Origin of the sequence: Streptomyces sp. NPDC059247 (genome assembly GCF_042754005.1) — a bacterium.
In the GTDB taxonomy this organism is placed as follows: domain Bacteria; phylum Actinomycetota; class Actinomycetes; order Streptomycetales; family Streptomycetaceae; genus Streptomyces.
The window spans coordinates 553,723-570,996 of sequence record NZ_JBHYZW010000002.1 but is presented as its reverse complement, the minus strand read 5'-3'; the positions used below and the strand labels follow the sequence as shown (position 1 = coordinate 570,996).

14 protein-coding genes and 1 pseudogene are annotated in these 17,274 nt (G+C 73.9%); 4 read left to right on the top strand and 11 right to left on the bottom strand.

What is annotated here, in order from left to right; translation table 11 throughout:
• Positions 1-189 precede the first annotated feature (189 nt).
• Positions 190-648, bottom strand: coding sequence for an ATP-binding protein (locus ACFXGN_RS06535; protein WP_384854233.1), 459 nt, complete (start codon positions 646-648; stop codon positions 190-192).
• A gap of 15 nt (positions 649-663) precedes the next feature.
• Positions 664-1,017: an STAS domain-containing protein gene (locus ACFXGN_RS06530; RefSeq protein WP_015034520.1), complete on the bottom strand. Its 354-nt coding sequence runs from the start codon at positions 1,015-1,017 to the stop codon at positions 664-666.
• An 80-nt stretch (positions 1,018-1,097) separates the two neighbouring features.
• Between ACFXGN_RS06530 and ACFXGN_RS06525 the strand changes: the two genes are divergently transcribed.
• Positions 1,098-3,929, top strand: coding sequence for a DEAD/DEAH box helicase (locus ACFXGN_RS06525; RefSeq protein WP_384854230.1), 2,832 nt, complete (start codon positions 1,098-1,100; stop codon positions 3,927-3,929).
• A 26-nt stretch (positions 3,930-3,955) separates the two neighbouring features.
• Here ACFXGN_RS06525 and ACFXGN_RS06520 read toward each other — a convergent pair.
• The 7 genes and pseudogenes from ACFXGN_RS06520 to ssd form a co-directional block, all read right to left on the bottom strand.
• A pseudogene (locus tag ACFXGN_RS06520) lies at positions 3,956-4,189 on the bottom strand (Rv3654c family TadE-like protein); the annotation flags it as partial.
• A gap of 47 nt (positions 4,190-4,236) precedes the next feature.
• Positions 4,237-4,596, bottom strand: a complete 360-nt coding sequence (locus tag ACFXGN_RS06515) for a TadE family type IV pilus minor pilin (RefSeq protein WP_384854227.1) — start codon at positions 4,594-4,596, stop codon at positions 4,237-4,239.
• Complete coding sequence (locus ACFXGN_RS06510; protein ID WP_384854548.1) at positions 4,583-4,936, bottom strand: DUF4244 domain-containing protein; 354 nt, start codon at positions 4,934-4,936, stop codon at positions 4,583-4,585. Before ACFXGN_RS06510 ends, ACFXGN_RS06515 begins: the two co-directional genes overlap by 14 nt.
• A 176-nt stretch (positions 4,937-5,112) precedes the next feature.
• The gene (locus ACFXGN_RS06505; protein WP_384854225.1) at positions 5,113-5,877 is read right to left on the bottom strand and encodes a type II secretion system F family protein; all 765 of its coding nucleotides are present in this window, start codon (positions 5,875-5,877) and stop codon (positions 5,113-5,115) included.
• Positions 5,874-6,950 (bottom strand): type II secretion system F family protein, encoded by a 1,077-nt coding sequence (locus ACFXGN_RS06500; RefSeq protein WP_384854222.1) that lies wholly within the window; start codon positions 6,948-6,950, stop codon positions 5,874-5,876. Before ACFXGN_RS06500 ends, ACFXGN_RS06505 begins: the two co-directional genes overlap by 4 nt.
• Positions 6,950-8,119: a TadA family conjugal transfer-associated ATPase gene (locus ACFXGN_RS06495; RefSeq protein ID WP_384854221.1), complete on the bottom strand. Its 1,170-nt coding sequence runs from the start codon at positions 8,117-8,119 to the stop codon at positions 6,950-6,952. The genes ACFXGN_RS06500 and ACFXGN_RS06495 overlap by 1 nt, the downstream gene beginning before the upstream one ends.
• Positions 8,116-9,348, bottom strand: coding sequence for a septum site-determining protein Ssd (ssd, locus tag ACFXGN_RS06490; protein WP_384854218.1), 1,233 nt, complete (start codon positions 9,346-9,348; stop codon positions 8,116-8,118). Before ssd ends, ACFXGN_RS06495 begins: the two co-directional genes overlap by 4 nt.
• Before the next feature lie 451 nt (positions 9,349-9,799).
• On the opposite strand from ssd, the gene ACFXGN_RS06485 reads away from it, so the two are divergent.
• Positions 9,800-10,666, top strand: coding sequence for an HAD-IB family hydrolase (locus tag ACFXGN_RS06485; RefSeq protein WP_384854215.1), 867 nt, complete (start codon positions 9,800-9,802; stop codon positions 10,664-10,666).
• A 411-nt stretch (positions 10,667-11,077) separates the two neighbouring features.
• On the opposite strand, the gene ACFXGN_RS06480 is transcribed toward ACFXGN_RS06485, so the two are convergent.
• Positions 11,078-11,896: a Fic family protein gene (locus ACFXGN_RS06480; protein WP_384854212.1), complete on the bottom strand. Its 819-nt coding sequence runs from the start codon at positions 11,894-11,896 to the stop codon at positions 11,078-11,080.
• A 102-nt stretch (positions 11,897-11,998) separates the two neighbouring features.
• Here ACFXGN_RS06480 and ACFXGN_RS06475 point away from each other — a divergent pair, with 102 nt between their 5' ends.
• On the top strand, positions 11,999-12,985 hold the full coding sequence (locus tag ACFXGN_RS06475) for an ATP-binding protein (protein ID WP_384854210.1): 987 nt from the start codon (positions 11,999-12,001) through the stop codon (positions 12,983-12,985).
• Positions 12,986-13,090: 105 nt separating this feature from the next.
• On the opposite strand, the gene ACFXGN_RS06470 is transcribed toward ACFXGN_RS06475, so the two are convergent.
• The gene (locus ACFXGN_RS06470; RefSeq protein WP_384854207.1) at positions 13,091-14,395 is read right to left on the bottom strand and encodes a hypothetical protein; all 1,305 of its coding nucleotides are present in this window, start codon (positions 14,393-14,395) and stop codon (positions 13,091-13,093) included.
• Positions 14,396-14,742: 347 nt separating this feature from the next.
• Here ACFXGN_RS06470 and ACFXGN_RS06465 point away from each other — a divergent pair, with 347 nt between their 5' ends.
• Positions 14,743-17,124 carry a SulP family inorganic anion transporter gene (locus ACFXGN_RS06465; RefSeq protein ID WP_384854204.1) on the top strand — a complete coding sequence of 794 codons (2,382 nt, stop codon included), beginning with the start codon at positions 14,743-14,745 and terminating at the stop codon, positions 17,122-17,124.
• The last annotated feature ends 150 nt before the right edge of the window (positions 17,125-17,274 follow it).

Genomic DNA, 17,274 nt, shown 5'->3' with positions numbered 1-17,274 from the left:
GGGCTGGGGCCGTGGCCGGGGCTGGGGCTGGGGCCGTGGCCGGGCTGGGGCCGCCGATGCGCGGTCCGGGCCACCGGACACCCGCACCGAGGCGCACGCCCTTCCCCCGCACGGAGTCTCCCCGCACGGAGTCTCCGCGCACACGGAAAGAGGCCCCGCCGCTTGGGCGGGGCCTCTTCCGACACGTCCTCAGGACAGGATGTCCGCCGCGTTCACCGGCCAGGTCATGCGGATGGTGCCGCCTTCCTCACCGGCGCTCACCTCGACGTCGTCGACGAGCCCGCGGATCACCGCGAGCCCCATCTCGTCCTCTCCGTCGGCGTCGTCGAACTCCTCGGCCGGGGCCGAGGACCGCGCGCCGGGGACACCGGCGGCATCGGCCGCCGCCACCCCCGCGCCCGGAACCTCGTCGCCGACCGCGATGGAGAACGTCTTCTCGTCCTCGGTCAGCACGACCCGGATGGGAGTCGTGACGCCGTTTCCGCGGTGCAGCCCGACGGCACGGGAACACGCCTCGCCGACGGCGAGGCGCACCTCGTCGAGGACCGCCTCGTCCACCCCGGCCCGACGGGCGACCGCGGCAGCCACCAGACGGGCCGTGCGGACGTGCTCGGGCTGAGCGCTGAAGCGGAGTTCAACGGTGGCCATGCGAACCCCCTGGGCTCAGTCGACGGCGTTAACGGCCTCGTCGACCGAGGTGTGGATCGGGAACACCTTGGTGAGACCCGTGATCCGGAAAATCTTGAGAATGCGCTCCTGGTTGCAGACCAGACGCAGCGAGCCCTCATGGGCACGCACACGCTTCAGGCCACCGACCAGCACGCCGAGTCCGGTGGAGTCGAGGAAGTCCACGCCCTCCATGTCGACGACCAGGTGGTAGCTGCCGTCGTTCACCAACTCGACCAACTGCTCGCGCAGCTTGGGCGCGGTATACACATCAATCTCGCCACCGACCTCGACGACCGTACGGTCACCACCAGCGCCGGACACATTGCGAGTCGACAGGGACAGGTCCACGGATCCTCCAGCACCTTGCTATGGAACGATCGTCCCCTCGGATCTCCGGAGCGGAGTCAGGGAACCGATCGCCAGCCGCGATGGCATTCAATCACTTACCAGCAGCCATGCACGACGCCTTGGAAGCATTGTCCGTCATGGCAGTGACACACTCGATGCCGATGGCCAAGAATCACCGCCCCCGTCGTCCGGCCGGGGACACGGGCAGCCGCCCCTCCCCCGGCGAGGTCCTGGACCTGCTCTCCTCGGGCGAGAGCCGGGCCGCGCGCATCACCCATACGGAGCACATGCCCGCCCGGGAGGGCCGTCATGCCGTCTGGCCGCACCGGATCCGCCCGGAGGTGATCGCCGCGGTCGAGAACGCCGGGATCGAGCACCCCTGGGCCCACCAGGCGGAGGCCGCCGAGCACGCCCTCGACGGCACGTCCGTGGTGATCGCCACAGGAACCGCCTCGGGCAAGTCCCTCGCCTACCTCGCCCCCGTCCTGAGCACCCTCCTGGACGGCTCCGAGGCCCCCAACGGTCGCGGGGCCACCGCCCTGTACCTCTCCCCCACCAAGGCCCTCGCCGCCGACCAGCGGCGCGCCGTACGAGAACTGGCCACCCCGCTCGGCACCCGGATCCGCCCCGCCGTCTACGACGGCGACACCCCCGTCGAGGAACGCGAGTGGGTCCGCCAGTACGCGAACTACGTGCTGACCAATCCCGACATGCTGCACCGGGGCATCCTCCCGTCCCACCCCAGGTGGTCCTCCTTCCTCCGTGCCCTGCGGTACGTCGTGATCGACGAGTGCCACACCTACCGGGGCGTCTTCGGCTCCCACGTCGCCCAGGTCCTGCGGCGGCTGCGCCGGATCTGCGCCCGGTACGGCTCCGAGCCGGTCTTCCTCCTCGCCTCCGCCACCTCCGCCGAGCCCGCCGTCGCCGCCCGCCGCCTCACCGGTCTCCCGGTCGTCGAGGTCTCCGACGACGCCTCACCGCGCGGCGAACTGGTCTTCGCCCTGTGGGAGCCGCCGCTGACCGAGCTGCACGGCGAGCACGGCGCGCCCGTGCGCCGCACGGCCACCGCCGAGACCGCCGACCTCCTGACCACCCTGACCCGCCAGGGCGTCCGCTCGGTCGCCTTCGTCCGCTCCCGGCGCGGCGCCGAGCTGATCTCGGTGATCGCGCAGGAGCGGCTCGCCGAGACCGACCGCGCCCTCGCCCGCCGGGTCGCCGCCTACCGGGGCGGCTACCTGCCCGAGGAGCGCCGCGCCCTGGAGCGGGCCCTGCACTCCGGCGAGCTCCTCGGTCTGGCCGCCACGACCGCCCTGGAGCTGGGCGTGGACATCTCGGGCCTGGACGCCGTCCTGATCGCCGGCTACCCCGGCACCAGGGCCTCCCTCTGGCAGCAGGCGGGCCGCGCCGGGCGGTCCGGCGAGGGCGCCCTCGCCGTCATGATCGCCCGGGACGACCCGCTGGACACCTTCCTGGTCCACCACCCGGAGGCGATCTTCGACCAGCCCGTCGAGTCGACCGTCCTGGACCCCGACAACCCCTATGTCCTCGCCCCCCATCTCTGCGCCGCCGCCTCGGAGCTCCCGCTGACCGAACCGGACCTGGCGCTCTTCGGTCCGGCCGTCCCCGACCTGCTGCCCCAGCTGGAGGGCGCGGGACTGCTGCGCCGCCGCTCCACCGGCTGGTACTGGACCCGCCGCGAACGGGCCGCCGACCTGGCCGACATCCGGGGCGGCGGCGGCAGCCCCGTCCGGATCGTCGAGGAGGGCACCGGCCGCCTCCTCGGCACCGTCGACGAGGCCGCCTCCCACACCTCCGTCCACGAAGGTGCCGTCCATCTCCACCAGGGCCGCACCTATCTGGTGCGGAAGCTGGACCTGGAGGACTCCGTGGCCCTCGTCGAGGAAGCCGTCCCGCCGTACTCGACCACCGCCCGCGACACCACCTCCCTCACCGTCCTGGACACCGAGACCGAGGTCCCCTGGGGAACCGGCCGCCTCTGCTACGGCTCCGTCGAGGTCACCCACCAGGTCGTCTCCTTCCTGCGCCGCAGGCTGATCACGGGCGAGGTCCTCGGTGAGACCAAGCTCGATCTGCCGCCCCGCACCTTGCGGACCCGCGCCGTGTGGTGGACGGTCACCGAGGACCAGCTCGACGCCGCCCGGATCACCCCGGAGATCCTCGGGGGCGCCCTGCACGCCGCCGAGCACGCCTCCATCGGGATGCTGCCGCTCTTCGCCACCTGCGACCGCTGGGACATCGGCGGCGTCTCCGTACCCCTCCACCCGGACACCCTGCTGCCCACCGTCTTCGTCTACGACGGGCACCCGGGCGGCGCGGGCTTCGCCGAGCGTGCCTTCCACACGGCCCGCGCCTGGCTGACCGCCACCCGCGAGGCCATCGCCTCCTGCGAGTGCGAGGCGGGCTGCCCCTCCTGCGTCCAGTCCCCCAAGTGCGGCAACGGCAACGACCCGCTCCACAAGCGAGGCGCGGTACGCCTCCTCACGGAACTCCTCCGAGAAGCCCCGGAGCCCCTCCAACCGGCCACGGAGACCCCGGAGACCCCTCAGGAGTCCCTGAAGACCCTGGAGGCTCTGGAGGCCCCGAAGACCCTGGAGTCTCTGGAGTCTCTGGAGCCCCAGACGCCTCCCCGGGCAGCTCCGGACTCACCGGACTCGCCCTCAGGCAGGCCCGGAGACTCCCGGTCCTCCCCGGCAGGACCCCAAGCTCCCGGCGCCTTCCCCGGCCCGAGCTCCTCCCCGGACGGCCCCGGACTCCCCGGTGCCGCTGATGTCCCAGGCGTCCCCGCCGCGTCCACCGGCCCCGGCATCCCCGGTGGACCCGGTGTCGCTGGCGTCCCCGACCGACTCGACGGACCCGGCGGACCCGCGCGGGATCTGAGTTCCGGGCGGTAGGGGCCGAGGGCGACCCGGGCGGTGACCTCGGCGATCTCGCCGCGCAGCCCGCAGCGGACCAGTTCGGCGCCCTGTGCGACGGCCACCCGGGCGGCTGTCGCACAGGCCTCGGCCTCGCCCCACAGCGCCCGGTCGGCGGCGGCGAGCGCGGCCAGATCGGCCGCCCCACCGGCCCGGTGCCGGGCCGCCACCGCCTGCCCGAGCGCGAGCACCGCCCCGAACACCACGCACAGCGCACAGGCCGCGAACGCCGTCCACACCGTCGCCGCACCCCGGTCGCCCCCTTCACGCTGCCGGGACCCGGCCGTCACGGTGTGCCTCCGTGCTCGGCGAGCGCCGCGGCGTCCGCCCGCAGGGTGAGCCCCATGCCGCCGGGGCCCGGGGCCGCCGCCTCCACCGTCACCCGCCACAGCTCCCCCGACCGCGTCACCGCCACCCGGGCGCCCTCGGGGGCGGCGGCCCTCGCGACCGCCTCCGCCGTCGCCACCGGCTCGGCGCGGGCCGCCGACCGGGCGCCCGCCCTCGCCGCGTCCACACAGCGGATCTGCGCGGCGGCGGCAGCCAGCGCCCAGAGCAGGGTCACCGTGAACAGCGCGAGGACGGGCAGCACCAGCGCCGCCTCCACCGTCACGAAGCCCCGGTCAGAACGGCGCTCAGAACGGCGCATCGAGGGCCTTCCCGATCACCGACTCCAGCGCCCCCGAGACCGCCCCGCTCGTCACGATCTTGTAGAGCACCGCGGCGAACCCCGCCGCGGCGATCGTCCCCACCGCGTACTCGGACGTGGTCATCCCCGCGTCCCCGCGCAGGGCCTCCCGCCGCGCCCGCCACCAGCCGCCGGGCCCCGCCCTTCGCACCGCGCCCACCGGACCCGCCCCACCCGGACCGGCCTCCGCCGTGCCCGTCGCCTTCGGCGCGACCTCCGCCGGGCCCACCTCCCGGGCCGCCTCGGCCACCACGCCCTCCGTCCGGCCCGTGTGGACCGCTGTCGCCGTCCTCCGGCCCATGCCCACGGTCCCGCCCTTGCCCACTGCCATGTCGTTCTCCTCGAATCGTCCGTGTTCCGTCATGCCGTCGTCTCGTCGTGCCGTCGTCTCGTCGTGCTGTCGTCGCCGCCGTGCCGTCATGACTGCTGTGTCGTCATGACGGCCGCGCTGTCGTGCCGTCGCTCCGTCGTGACCGCTCATCCGGTCAGGAGGCCCATAGCCAGGCCGATCACCACCGGGGCCACCCCCATCGCCAGGAAGGCGGGCAGGAAGCAGAGGCCCACGGGGGCGCTGATCAGTACCTGCGCCCTGCGCGCCCCGGTCACCGCCATACGGGTCCGGGCCGCGCGCAGGGCCGTCGCGTGCCGGGCCACCGCCTCCGCCGCGGGCGCCCCCGAAGAACCGGCCCTCTCCATGCAGCGGGCCAGCCCCTCGGCCCCCGGTATCGCCCCGAACCGCCCCCACACCTCCGCCGGTTCGCCACCGAGCCGCAACTCCGCCGCCGTCCGGCACAGCCGCTCGCCCAAGGGGCCGCCCAGTGAGCGGCCGACCGCCTCCGCCGCCTCACCCGGCCCCGCTCCGGCCGACGCGCAGGCGGCCAGCAGGTCGGCGGCGAGCGGCAGGTCCCGCGCCGCGGCCTCCGCGTCGGCCGACGAGGTCTCCCCCGCGACGAGCCACCGCCGCGCGCCCGCCCCCACCACCGCTCCGGCGAGCAGGGCGCCGGGCGCCCCGAACAACACCCAGCCGAGACCGGCCGCCCCGAGGGACACGGCCCCGTGCCGCACCCATCCCGGCGGCCCGGACCGCCCCTCCGGCCGCGCGGGCGCGGGCGACGGAAAGAGGGCGCCCGCCCGCCGTCGTGTCCCACGCTCCCGCCGCCCGCCCACCCACTCCCGGACGCCCTGCGCACAGGCCGCCAGCAGCACCGCGAGCAGTACCCCCAGCCGTACGGCGTCGCTCATGTCCGCTCCCCTCCCCGGACGATCCGCGCGGCCCACCACAGTCCGACCGCTTCCAGGGCGCCACCGACGGCGAGACAGCCGAGGCCCGCCGGGGTGTGCAGCAGCACCCGCAGGGGGTCCGCGCCGAGCGCCGCCCCGAGGCCGATCCCCGCCACCGGGAGCACCGCGAGGACCACCACCGTCGCCCAGGCCCCGGCCAGTTCGGCGCGCAGCCGCTCCCGTTGTTCGTGGTGGTCCCGCAGGGCCGCTTCGAGCCGTTCGAGACCGGCGGCCAGGCCCGCCCCGCCGTCCACGGCCACCTGCCAGCAGGCGGCGAGTCCCGCGAGTCCCCCGGCGCCGTCCCGGGCCGCCGCCGTACGCAACGCCTCGGGTACGTCCCCGCCGAACCTGGCGGCTGCCAGTACCGCCGCCTCCTCGCCGCCCAGCGCGCCCGTCTCCCTGGCCGCGAAGGACAGGGCCTGCGCGGGCTGCCATCCGGCCCTCAGTTCCCCGACGAGGGCCCCGCACAGGGCGACCACCCGCCCGGCCCGCGCCTCGCGTTCCTTCCGGCGTCCGGCGGCCCCCAGCCACCGTCCGACGAGCGGCACCGCGAGGGCGCCCGCGACCAGGGGCAACGGCGAGGCTCCGAGAAAGGCGAGGACCCCCGCGACCGGCAGGCACAGCCACGCGCGCCGCCCGCGCGCCACGGCCCACCGGCGGACGCCCCAGGCCCGCCATCCGCCTTCCGGACGGAACGGCGACCGCCCGTCACCCCGGCCGACCGTGCACCACCCACCACCGCCACCGCTCCCGCCAGACCCGCCGAATCCGCCAAGCCCGTCCAGCCCGTCCAGCCCGTCCAGCCCGTCCAGCCCGGTCAGGGTGCCGTCCACGAGGACCGCTCGCGCCCGGCGCGCACCGCGCCGCCGCTCGACCGTCCACCACAGCGCCGATCCGGCACAGAGCGCCGCCGCCACCTGGACCAGCACCCGTACCGCGTCGGGGTCCGTCGCCGTCCAGGCCAGCGCCCGTACCCGATCCAGGTCCGCCACCGTCTGGGCCAGCGCCCGTACCGACTCCGGGTCCGTCGTCATCACGCTCCCCCTCCGATCAGCGACCGCAGCCGCTCCCAGCCCCGTTCGCGTTCGAACCCGGAAGGGCCCCATCGCAGCGCGGGAACCGTGTGGACGAGGCCCTCGCGGTCCCGCTCCAGGACGTGCGCCTCGGCGATCCGCCGCCGTCCGCCCCGGTCCCGCGCCACGTGCAGCACGACCGACAGGCCCGCGCCCAACTGGCTGTGCAGGGCCGCCCGGTCGAGCCCGGCGGCCGTCCCCAGGGCTTCGAGCCGCGCCGGGACGTCCGCCGCCGTGTTGGCGTGGACCGTGCCCGAGCCGCCTTCGTGACCCGTGTTCAGGGCGGCGAGGAGGTCCACCGCCTCACCGCCCCTGACCTCGCCGACGACCAGCCGGTCGGGCCGCATCCGCAGGGCCTGCCGGACCAGGTCCCGCAGGGTGACGAGTCCCGCGCCCTCCTGGTTCGCGGGCCGGGCCTCCAGCCGCACCACATGCGGGTGGTCCGGCCGCAGTTCCGCCGAGTCCTCGGCGAGGACGATGCGCTCCCGCTCGCCCACCAGACCGAGCAGGGAGGCGAGGAGCGTGGTCTTCCCGGTGCCCGTCCCACCGCTGACCAGGTACGACACCCGGGCCTCGATGAGGGCCCGCAGGACCGGGGCGCCGCCGGGCGGTACGGTGCCCGCCGCGGTGAGCTCCTCCAGGGTGAAGGCGCGCGGGCGGACGACCCGGAGCGACAGACAGGTCGAGCCGACCGCGACCGGGGGCAGCACCGCGTGCATCCGGGTTCCGTCGGGGAGCCGGGCGTCCACCCAGGGCCGGGCGTCGTCGAGCCTGCGGCCGGCCACCGCGGCGAGCCGTTGGGCGAGGCGGCGGACGGCGGCGGCGTCAGGGAAGGACACCGGGACCCGCTCCAGGCCGGTCCCCCGGTCCACCCAGACCCGGTCGGGCGCCGAGACGAGGACGTCGGTGACGGCGGGGTCGGCGAGGAGCGGCTCCAGGGGCCCGGTCCCGATGAGTTCGCACCTCAGCGCCTCCGCCGCGCCGAGGACTTCCGTGTCGCCGAGCAGCCGCCCCTGGGCGCGGAGGGCGGCGGCGACCCGGGCCGGGGTGGGCTCGGCCCCGCTGGCGGCGAGCCGCTGCCGCACCGCGTCGAGCAGCCCCGCACCGCCCGCGCCCGCGATCCCAGTCATCCCGCACCGCCAGTGGCCAGGGCGTGTGCCCAGAAGGCGTCGCAGAACCGGCCGAGCGGTCCACGGGGTGCGGCGCCCGGGGGCAGTCCCGCGTCGAGATCGGTCACGATCCCCGGGTCGTAGGGCAGTTCCCCGGCCAGCGGCAGCCGCAGCGCGTCGGCGATCCACCGTTCGTCGAGTCCCGTGGCATAGGGCCCCCGGACCACGGCCCGCAGGTCGCGCACTCCGACGGTCAGGGCGGCGGCCACCCGGTGGGCCGCCGCTACCGCCCGCAGTTCCCCCGGCACGACGAGCAGTCCGAGGTCGAGCTGGGCGAGGGCCTCGGCGCCCGCCGCGTCGGTCCCGCGCGGCAGGTCGACCACGACGACACCGCCCCGGCGGCGGGCGGCGGCGAGCACCGACCGGACGGCCTCGGGCGGCACCGGGGCGGCGGGCTCCCTGCCCCAGCTGAGCACCCGGACGCCCCGCACGGACGGCAGGGACTCCTCCAGGGCGCCACCGGCCAGCCGTCCCTTCGAGGCGGCGAAGTCGGGCCAGCGCCTGCCGTCCTCGCGCTCGCCGCCGAGCAGTACGTCGAGCCCTCCGCCCAGGGGGTCGCCGTCGACGAGCAGGGTCCTCCGCCCGGTCCGCGCGGCGGCGAGCGCGAGCCCGCAGGCCAGGGTGGAGGCACCGGCGCCGCCCCGGCCGCCGACCACCCCCACGGTCAGCGCCCGGCGGCCGACTCCCTCGGCGGCGTCCGCGATGCGGTCCACCAGGACGGTCTCGGCGTCGGGCAGCCGCAGCACGCACTCCGCGCCGATGCCGACGGCCAGCCGCCAGACCCCCGGATCGTCCCGGTCACGGCCGACGAGGACGAGCCCGGGGCGACGGGCCGCGCCCCGGCAGTGGTCCGCCACGTCGTCGCCGACCAGGACCAGCGGCGGATCGGTCCAGTTCGCCCGGCGCTCGGGCACCCGGTGGTGCACCTCGGGCTCCACTCCGGCGGCGGCGCAGAGCCGCAGCAGATCGTCGAGCAGCCCGAGGTCCTCGGTGACGATGAGAGGCCCGGGGCGGCGCGGCTCACCCACGCCGGACTCACCGGCCCCGCCCCGCACGGTCCCGGCCCCGCCCCACACGCTCCCGGTCCCGTTCCCGCCCCGTAAAGCTCCGTCCCGCACGGCCCCTGCCCGCGCGCTCCCCGTCCCGCCCGGCGCACTCCCGGTCCCGGCGGTCCTGACGGATGGCGTCATGGCACGCCCCCTCTCGTGATTCCTGTCGGCCGCGGACTTCGCGACAGGAATCACCGTGGGGCCGCGCCGGAAATCCTGGGGACCCCGCTGAAAAACTGTGGATATCCGAAGCCCTGTGAATAACTTCGCCACCCGCCCGGGGACTGCCCGGAACGCAGCCTGCCGGTTACCGTGAGTGAGGAATCGAGTCCCGGTCGGACATCGGCCGAAGTACCGGCCGACGGTCGGGAGGAAGGAGGCAGGCGATGTCCCACCGCGCGAAAACGGCTCCGGACATGCGACGACCCCCGCCGGGGGGGAGAGCGGGGGTCGTCTTTGCCGGGCCGACTCGGGGGGGGAGGAGCCGGACCGGCTTAGCACGGTCGCGAACGATCCGTGACTTCCATGGTGTACCCGAGAGGCTTCTCAGGCAAACCCACGCGCCCCAGCGTACGCCGAATGGCGGGCACCTATGCTCGGGCTTGTGGAAAACCACTCCTTGCCGCGCGCAGCCGCCTTCTTCGACCTGGACAAGACGGTCATTGCGAAGTCTTCGACGCTGACCTTCAGCAAGTCCTTCTACCGGGGCGGACTGATCAGCCGCCGCGCCGCCCTGCGGACGGCGTACATCCAGTTCGTCTTCCTGGCGGGCGGAGCCGATCACGACCAGATGGAGCGGATGCGTGAATATCTTTCCGCGCTCTGCAAAGGCTGGAACGTCGCCCAGGTGAAGGAGCTCGTCGCCGAGACCCTTCACGATCTGATCGACCCGATCATCTACGACGAAGCGGCTTCCCTCATCGAGGAGCACCACGCCGCCGGCCGCGACGTCGTGATCGTCTCGACCTCCGGCGCCGAGGTCGTCGAGCCGATCGGCGAGATGCTCGGGGCCGACCGGGTCGTCGCCACCCGCATGGTGGTGGGCGAGGACGGCTGCTTCACCGGTGAGGTGGAGTACTACGCCTACGGCCCGACGAAGGCCGAGGCCGTCCGGGAGCTGGCGGAGTCGGAAGGCTACGACCTCGCGCGCTGCTACGCGTACAGCGATTCGGCGACCGACGTCCCCATGCTGGAGGCCGTCGGCCATCCGTACGCGGTCAATCCCGACCGGGCGCTGCGCCGTGAGGCGGCAGCACGGGAATGGCCTGTTCTCGTCTTCGAGAAGCCGGTTCGGCTGAAGCAGCGGCTTCCCGCATTCCGGATGCCACCGCGTCCCACGCTCGTCGCCGCCGCGGCGGTGGGTGCGGCGGCCGTGGGCGCCGGACTCGTCTGGTACGCCTCCCGGCGTCGGCAGGCGGCTCTCGCCCATCGGCTCGCGGATGACTTTGCCCGAATTTGAGTGGAGCGGTGGAGAAGTACGGCCACCGCTTTCGCTTCCTCCGGGACAGGAGTAGAAAGGAATCAGGCCCGCGAGACCAAGGACATCCGAGAGGATCACCTGTTGAGCATGAAGGCCCCACGGACCTAGCACAGAAACCGAGCACCCACGCGACGTCGACCCGTCGATTACGGGCCAGCCGCACCAGGCCACGGGCAAAGTCCCGGCCTGATGGGCACATATTCGAGGACGCATGGTAACTGGGCGGACGTGCCAGCGGCGGTACCGGAACGGGTACCGCCGCAACCCTTTTCCGGACCTGCCGAGAAGCACGCGATCCGTTCGGAGACCGGCGCCCGCCACCGGTTCGGCTCCGGTTCCGCGCCCCCCTTCAGGGACCCGTTCCCAGATGAATGAGGGGCGCCGCGTACGTCAGGCCGCGCCGCGCTGGAGGGCTTCGCAGACCGCCGTCGACTCACGGGCTCCCAGTTCGACCGCGCGCCCGCAGTGCGCGATCCAGCCGCCGACGCCCTCCGGCGTCCCCGACAGATACCCCTCGAACGCGGCGTAGTAGGCGTCGGACCCCTGTTCCGCGTGGCCGACCTCGGCCGGGCAGACCGCCTTGGGGTCGAGGCCGCTGCCGACCAGCGCGATCCGTTCGGCGGCCCGTGCGACCAGGCCGTTGCCGGAGGTGAAGGGGCGCAGGGCGAGCAGTTCGCCGTGCACCACGGCCGCCGTGACCAGGGCCGGGGCCCCGCTGCCCGCGACGATCAGCTCCCCGAGCCCGTCGAGCCGGGCCGCGACCTCGGCGGGGGTCGGCAGCGGGGCGTCGACCAGTGGTTCGTCGGTCCCCTCGCCGTCCAGCCGGGGCCGCCCCACCGAGTCGCCCGGTTCGCCGACGGCGACCAGATGGAGCCGGGCGAGCACCCGCAGCGGCGACTGGCGCCAGATCGAGAGCAGTTGCCCCGCCTCGGCGCCGAGGCGCAGAGCGGCGCCGACCGTGCGGGCCTCGGGGTCCGCGCCGAAGTCGGTGCGGCGGCGGACCTCTTCGAGGGCCCAGTCGGCACCGGACAGGGCGGCCGAGCCGCGCGCCCCGCGCAGAGCCGCCTCGGAGGAGATCTCGTTGCTGCGGCGGCGCATCACACGGTGGCCGTAGACCCGGTCGACGGCCTTGCGTACGGAGTCCACCGCGTCGGCGACGCCCGGCAGGGAGCCGAGGGCGGCCAAGGGGTCAGAGGCGTGCGTACTCATAAGTAGGGAGGCTACGCGCCCCGACGGTCCGCCCCACGTTGGAGTGGTCTTCTTCACGCACCCCGACCACGGGCCGCTTCCGTACCGCTACGCTAGGTGAACATGAAGATCGCTTTCGTCGGGAAGGGCGGCAGCGGAAAGACCACGCTGTCCTCGCTCTTCATCCGTCATCTCGCAGCCAACGAAGCCCCGGTCGTCGCCATCGACGCCGACATCAACCAGCACCTCGGCGCCGCGCTCGGCCTGTCCGAGGAGGAGGCCGCCGCGCTGCCCGCGATGGGCGCGCACCTGCCGCTGATCAAGGAGTACCTGCGGGGCACCAACCCTCGGATCGCCTCGGCCGACACGATGATCAAGACGACGCCCCCCGGGGAGGGTTCGCGACTGCTGGGGGTCCACGAGGACAACCCGGTGTACGAGGCGTGCGCGCGGCCGGTCGTGCTGGACGACGGCGAGATCCGCCTGATGGCGACCGGGCCCTTCAACGAGTCGGACCTCGGGGTCGCCTGCTACCACTCGAAGGTCGGCGCGGTCGAGCTCTGCCTCAACCACCTGGTCGACGGTGCCGACGAGTACGTGGTCGTCGACATGACGGCGGGCTCCGACTCTTTCGCGTCCGGGCTCTTCACCCGCTTCGACATGACGTTCCTGGTCGCCGAGCCGACCCGCAAGGGCGTCTCGGTCTACCGCCAGTACAAGCAGTACGCGCGGGACTTCGGTGTGGCGCTGAAGGTCGTCGGCAACAAGGTGCAGGGTGAGGACGACATCGACTTCCTGCGCGCGGAGGTCGGTGACGACCTGCTCGTGACGGTCGGGCACTCGGACTGGGTGCGGGCCATGGAGAAGGGCCGACCGGCCCGGTTCGAGCTCCTTGAGGCGGAGAACCGGATGGCGCTCCAGGCCCTCCAGGACGCGGCGGACGACTCGTACGTCCACCGCGACTGGGAGCGCTACACGCGTCAGATGGTCCACTTCCATCTGCGCAACGCGGAGAGCTGGGGCAACGCGAGGACCGGGGCGGACCTGGCGGCGCAGGTCGACCCCGGCTTCGTCCTCGGCGAACCGCTGACCGCCTCCCAGCTCGGCTGACACCCGGGAGCGCCGGGCGGGACGGAGCCACGGGGCTCCGGTCCGGAGCCCGCCCCGGAGACCCCGGCTCCGGAGACTCCGAGCCCGGAGACCCCGGGCCCGGGGTCAGTGGCTCGCGGGCTTCGGGGCTCCCGGGGCCGGGACGGTCGCGCCCGCCGGGGCGGCCGGACGGGAGGCGAGGAAGGTCTTCCAGCCGCCCGCCGGGGCCTGACCGACCTTCAGGGTGCGCATCTTGGCGATGACCTCCGGGTCCTGGGCGTCCAGCCAGTCGGCCAGCTGCCGGAAGGACACGCACTTGACGTCCTTGCGCACACAGACGTCGGCGATGGTCTCCTCGATGGCGCGCATGTAGACGCCGCCGTTCCAGGACTCGAAGTGGTTGCCGATGACGAGCGGCGCGCGGTTGCCCTGGTAGGAGCGCTGGAAGGCCTCCACCAGACCGTCGCGCATCTGGTCGCCCCAGTACTCGCGCTGGGACGGGTCGCCCTGGGTGGTGCCCGGGGACTGGTTGACCATGAAGTTGTAGTCCATGGAGAGCGTCTCGAAGGCGCGGCCGGGGACGGGCACGAGCTGGAGGGAGAGGTCCCACAGGCCCGAGTCCTTCTTGGGCCAGATCTGGTCGTTGACGCCGCTCGTGTCGTAGCGGAAGCCCATCTGCGCGCCCGCCTTCACGAAGTTCTTGCGGCCTTCGAGGCAGGGGGTGCGGGCGCCGACGAGTTCCTTGTCGTAGTCGAAGGGCAGCGGCTGCTCGGCGCGCAGACCGGAGTTGCCCTTCCAGTTCTTGACGAAGGACTTGGCCTGGTTGATCTCGCTCTTCCACTCCTCGACGGACCAGTTGCCGACGCCGCCCTCGGCGCCGCAGAAGTGTCCGTTGAAGTGGGTGCCGATCTCGTTGCCCTCCTGCCACGCGCCGCGCAGTTCGCGGACGGTGGCGCGGATGCCCTCGGTGTCGTTGAAGCCGATGTCGGAGCGGCCGGGGCTGTGCTGCGGCGGGTCGTACAGGCCCTTCTTCGCCTCGGGCAGCAGGTACACGCCGCTGAGGAAGTACGTCATGGTGGCGTCGTACTTCTTGCCCACGGTGCGGAAGTGGGAGAAGAGCTTCTGGCTGTCCTCGCCCGAGCCGTCCCAGGAGAAGACGACGAACTGCGGCGGGGTCTCGCCCGGCTTGAGACGGTGCCAGACGGGCTGGTGGGGCTGGGCCCCGGTGTAGGCGGTGGAGCCGTCGCCGATCAGGCGGGGCGCCATGGCGGCGGCGGGGCCCTTCTTGCCGCCCGCTCCGCCGGGGGCGCCCTTGGTGGCGGCGCCCTCGGGGCCCGAGCACCCGGCGAGACCGCCGATCAGGGCGACGGCGAGGGCGCCGGCGGCGAGCGCCTTCCTCTGGGCAGTGGTCCTTCTCCCGGCGGCAGTCATCCGCCCACCTCTCCTCGGTTCCGTGCGAGCCTCCGTGCTGCCGTCCGGCCGCCGTGGGCGGGCTTCGGGGTCGGCGGCGTCAACGTCGCACCACCAACACCAAAGAGATGAAACGACAAGCGGTAATACGTTCGCCCTTCACTGGAACAGGTGAATCATTGCCCTGTTTGCCCTGAAAACAGGGCAATGATCTTTACTCTCCATTACGATTCGTTTACCGAGCGTTGATCCTTGTGCCGACGGGGATCCCGCCGGGAATCCCCCGCCGCACGCCGTGCCCCACGGCCGCGAAACCCCTTGTGCGTCCTGCACGAAACCGCGACCGCGCCGCCCCGGAGGAGACGGGAATGCCCCTCACCACCCCTGCCCGCACCACCAACCGACCCCGCGTCCAGCGGCCCCACAGTCCGCCGGGCGGCCCGCGCCGCTTCCGTGTCGCGGGCGCCGACCTCTCCGCGTCCGTCGCCGTCTTCCTGATCGCGCTGCCGCTCTCCCTCGGCATCGCGCTGGCCACCGGGGCGCCGCTCCAGTCCGGCCTCGTCGCCGCAGCCGTCGGCGGCCTGGTGGCGGGACGCTTCGGCGGCTCCCCGCTCCAGGTGAGCGGCCCCGCCGCCGGACTCACCGTCGTGACCGCCGAGTTGATCCAGCTGTACGGCTGGCGCACCACCTGTGCCGTCACGGTCCTCGCCGGGCTCGCCCAGCTCGGCCTCTCCGCCCTCCGCGTGGCCCGCTCCGCGCTCGCCGTCTCGCCCGCGATCGTGCACGGAATGCTCGGCGGCATCGGCGTCACCATCGCCCTCGCCCAGCTGCACATCGTGCTCGGCGGGACCCCCCAGAGCTCCGCCGTGGACAACGTCCTGGGGCTGCCCGCCCAGTTGGCGGACATCCGGCCGGGAGCGCTCCTCATCAGCGCCCTGACCGTCGCCGTGCTCCTCTGCTGGCCCCGGCTGCCGGGCCGCGCCGGGCGCTTCTCCCGCAAGGTCCCGGCGGCGCTCGTCGCGGTGGCCGGGGCGACGGCGGCGGCGACGCTCGCCGGACTCGCCGTCCCCCGGGTGGACCTGCCGTCCTGGAGCAGCCACGCGCTGCCCGGTCCGCCCGAGGGCCCGGTCCTCGGCATCCTGGCCGGGGTGCTCACGATCACCCTGGTCACCAGCGTGCAGTCACTGCTCTCGGCCGTCGCCGTCGACAAGCTCGTCGCCGCCCGCGACGACCACGGCAAGGGCGTCCCGCGCTCCCGTCTCGACCGTGAACTCGCCGGTCAGGGCGCTGCCAACGTGATCTCAGGGGCGCTCGGCGGGCTGCCGGTCGCGGGGGTCGCCGTCCGCAGCGTCGCCAATGTGTCGGCGGGTGCGGTGTCCCGCGCCTCCACGATGCTGCACGGCCTGTGGATCGTGCTGGCGGCGCTGCTGCTGGTGCCGGTGCTCGATCTGATCCCGCTGCCCGCGCTCGCCGCGCTCGTGATGGTGGTCGGCGTCCAGATGGTCAGCATCACCCACATCCGTACCGTCACCCGGCACCGCGAGGTCGTCGTCTACGCGGTGACCCTGACCGGGGTCGCGCTGATCGGCCTCCTGGAGGGCGTCGCCCTCGGGGTCGGCGTGGCCGTCGCGGTCGCGCTGCACCGGCTGGCCAGGACCCGGATCGCCCTGGAGGAACGGGACGGCCGGCAGTTGCTGCGTGTCCGGGGCCAGTTGACGTTCCTCGCGGTGCCCCGGCTGAGCCGGGCCCTGCACCAGCTGCCGCCCGGCGCGGACGTGGTGGTCGAGCTGGACGGCTCGTTCATGGACCACGCCGCCTACGAGACGCTGAGCGACTGGACCGCCGGGCACCTCGCCCACGGCGGCACGGTCGAGACGACCGGCCCGTCCGGGGTCCGGATCACCGAGCCCGCCGCGTCGACTGCCGCCGCCCAGCCCTGCTGCCGCCCGTGGACCCCGTGGCACAACCACCAGTGCGAGGAGCCCCCGGAGGCACCGGGGAAGGACGCCGGGTCTCCGGCACCGGACGGCTCCCAGCGTTCGACGGGGGTTTCGACGGGGCTCCAGCTCGCCCGGGGCATCGGGAAGTTCCAGCGGAACACGGCCCCGTTCGTCCGGGACGAGCTGGCACGGCTCGCCCGGGAGGGTCAGCGGCCCTCCCAGCTCTTCCTGACCTGCGCCGACTCCCGGCTCGTCACCAGCATGATCACATCGAGCGGTCCCGGTGACCTCTTCACCGTGCGCAACGTCGGGAACCTCGTGCCCCGGCCCGGCGAGGAGAGCGGGGACGACTCGGTGGCGGCGGCGATCGAGTACGCGGTGGACGTGCTGCGGGTCGACTCGATCACCGTCTGCGGCCACTCCGGCTGCGGCGCGATGCAGGCCCTGCTGGGCGGTGGTCCCGACGAGCCGACGAGCCCGCTGCGCCGCTGGCTGCGGCACGGGCGGCCCAGTCTGGAGCGGATGGCGAGCCGTCGGCACGCCTGGGCCAGGATCGCGGGGCGGCTGCCCGCCGACGCGGTCGAGCAGCTCTGTCTGACCAACGTGGTGCAGCAGCTGGAGCACCTGCGGGCGTACGAGCCGGTGGCGCGCCGCCTCGCCGAGGGCACGCTGACGCTGCACGGGATGTACTTCCACGTCGGGGAGGCGCAGGCGTACCTGCTCTCCGAGCCCGACGAGCCGCACGGCTACGACGACGTCTTCACCCGGGTCATGCCGACCGGCCCCCGGGAGAGGGTCCGCGCGTCCTGAACCCCGCGCTCCTCCCGTCCGTGAGACTGTGTGGCCCCTTCTCCCACCGCTCGGGAGGAGGGTCCACCACGCACCCGCCAGTTCATAGGTCTAAACCAATTTCCTGGATGCTCTTGTCACCCGGGCATCTGACTGATGAGCTATGACGCG

Coding starts and splice junctions, on each gene's coding strand:
- ACFXGN_RS06525 (WP_384854230.1), top strand. CDS start 1,098: ATGGCATTCAATCACTTACCAGCAGCCATGCACGACGCCTTGGAAGCA.
- ACFXGN_RS06480 (WP_384854212.1), bottom strand. CDS start 11,896: ATGAGTACGCACGCCTCTGACCCCTTGGCCGCCCTCGGCTCCCTGCCG.
- ACFXGN_RS06510 (WP_384854548.1), bottom strand. CDS start 4,936: ATGGGCCGGAGGACGGCGACAGCGGTCCACACGGGCCGGACGGAGGGC.
- ACFXGN_RS06485 (WP_384854215.1), top strand. CDS start 9,800: ATGCTCGGGCTTGTGGAAAACCACTCCTTGCCGCGCGCAGCCGCCTTC.
- ACFXGN_RS06470 (WP_384854207.1), bottom strand. CDS start 14,395: ATGACTGCCGCCGGGAGAAGGACCACTGCCCAGAGGAAGGCGCTCGCC.
- ACFXGN_RS06465 (WP_384854204.1), top strand. CDS start 14,743: ATGCCCCTCACCACCCCTGCCCGCACCACCAACCGACCCCGCGTCCAG.
- ACFXGN_RS06515 (WP_384854227.1), bottom strand. CDS start 4,596: ATGCGCCGTTCTGAGCGCCGTTCTGACCGGGGCTTCGTGACGGTGGAG.
- ACFXGN_RS06495 (WP_384854221.1), bottom strand. CDS start 8,119: ATGACTGGGATCGCGGGCGCGGGCGGTGCGGGGCTGCTCGACGCGGTG.
- ACFXGN_RS06500 (WP_384854222.1), bottom strand. CDS start 6,950: ATGACGACGGACCCGGAGTCGGTACGGGCGCTGGCCCAGACGGTGGCG.
- ACFXGN_RS06505 (WP_384854225.1), bottom strand. CDS start 5,877: ATGAGCGACGCCGTACGGCTGGGGGTACTGCTCGCGGTGCTGCTGGCG.
- ssd (WP_384854218.1), bottom strand. CDS start 9,348: ATGACGCCATCCGTCAGGACCGCCGGGACCGGGAGTGCGCCGGGCGGG.
- ACFXGN_RS06475 (WP_384854210.1), top strand. CDS start 11,999: ATGAAGATCGCTTTCGTCGGGAAGGGCGGCAGCGGAAAGACCACGCTG.
- ACFXGN_RS06535 (WP_384854233.1), bottom strand. CDS start 648: ATGGCCACCGTTGAACTCCGCTTCAGCGCTCAGCCCGAGCACGTCCGC.